This is a genomic window from Oligella ureolytica DSM 18253 (assembly GCF_000373745.1).
Lineage (GTDB): Bacteria > Pseudomonadota > Gammaproteobacteria > Burkholderiales > Burkholderiaceae_B > Oligella > Oligella ureolytica.
This window is the reverse complement of record NZ_KB892373.1, coordinates 1-1,260: the sequence shown is the minus strand read 5'-3', so window position 1 is coordinate 1,260 and position 1,260 is coordinate 1. Positions and strand designations below refer to the sequence as shown.

Genomic DNA, 1,260 nt, shown 5'->3' with positions numbered 1-1,260 from the left:
CTTTAAATCGGTTTAGTATAGAGTTTGGTGAACGAGTTACCGCTCACCTGTAGTAGTAAAGAAAATGGCATTTACACAAAAATATCTACAGGCTCAAAACTAGTCACTACTTATAATTTTAAAGAGTTATTTAATGTTTGAAAGTAGCCACACGATCCACTGCGATTTGATATTCATTTTCTAAGTTATCCACAATGGTGGCAACATCTAAAACCTCATCAATTAAACCGACGCCCTGCCCAGCTCCCCAGATGTCTTTCCAAGTTTTAGCGTTAGCACCTTCTTTTACAAAGCTTAGATTATCTTTATTGAGTTTGTCTAAGTCTGCAAGCTCTAACCCTGCTTTAGTGACACTTTCTTTCAAGTAATTTCCATGAACCCTAGAGAAGTAATCGGTATAAACAATATCAGCCGCATTGGCATTTACAATCGCTTGTTTATACTCATCCACAGCATTAGCCTCTTCGCTCGCAATGAATTTCGTACCAATATAAGCAAAGTCCGCACCCATCACTTGAGCTGCTAAAACCACATCACCAGTCGAAATTGCTCCTGATAAAATAATCGGTCCAGAGAAAAACTTCTTGACCTCACCTACTAAGGCCAACGGTGAGGTAGTACCACCATGCCCACCGGCACCAGCTGCCACTAAGACTAAACCATCCACACCCGCCTCAATGGCTTTTTCAGCATGACGCACATTAATCACATCATGTAGCACAATACCACCATAAGAATGAACAGCTTCAATCAACTCAGGTACAGGCGCCATCAAAGAAGTAATGATAATAGGTACCTTATGCTTCACACAGATAGCTAAGTCCTCTTCTAGACGCGGATTAGTGCGATGGATGATTAGGTTAACGGCAATGGGTCCAACTGTTGCTTGTGGATTTTCTTTTTTGTAACTATCAAGCTCGGTATTGATATCAGTGAGCCACTCATCTAATAGAGCGTTTGTACGTACATTAAGAGCAGGATATGAACCAACAATACCTGCCTTACATTGCGCCTTAACAAGCTCTGGATAGCTCACCGTAAACATCGGTGCGCCAATTACCGGTATGCGCAAATCTTGCAGTATCGGTGGAATAGTTTTGGTATTTACTACCATGGAGTGTCTCCTTGGTAATCACCCCATTTTTAATAGCAGTTGGCAGTAGACTTATTTAATTTATGTTGATGTAATTTTTGCCTCGGTGTGATGCCACCTAATGCCATGTTGGGGCGTTCGTTATTATAAGTCCAGAGCCAAGCAGT

At 41.3% G+C, this 1,260-nt stretch carries 1 protein-coding gene; it reads right to left on the bottom strand.

The window, feature by feature from the left end; translation table 11 throughout:
• Nucleotides 1-130 precede the first annotated feature (130 nt).
• Nucleotides 131-1,114 (bottom strand): NAD(P)H-dependent flavin oxidoreductase, encoded by a 984-nt coding sequence (locus B092_RS0113375; RefSeq protein ID WP_018575726.1) that lies wholly within the window; start codon nt 1,112-1,114, stop codon nt 131-133.
• Nucleotides 1,115-1,260: the final 146 nt, after the last annotated feature.

Excerpts from the sequence above, each read along its gene's own strand:
- B092_RS0113375 (WP_018575726.1), bottom strand. The coding sequence starts at position 1,114 with ATGGTAGTAAATACCAAAACTATTCCACCGATACTGCAAGATTTGCGC.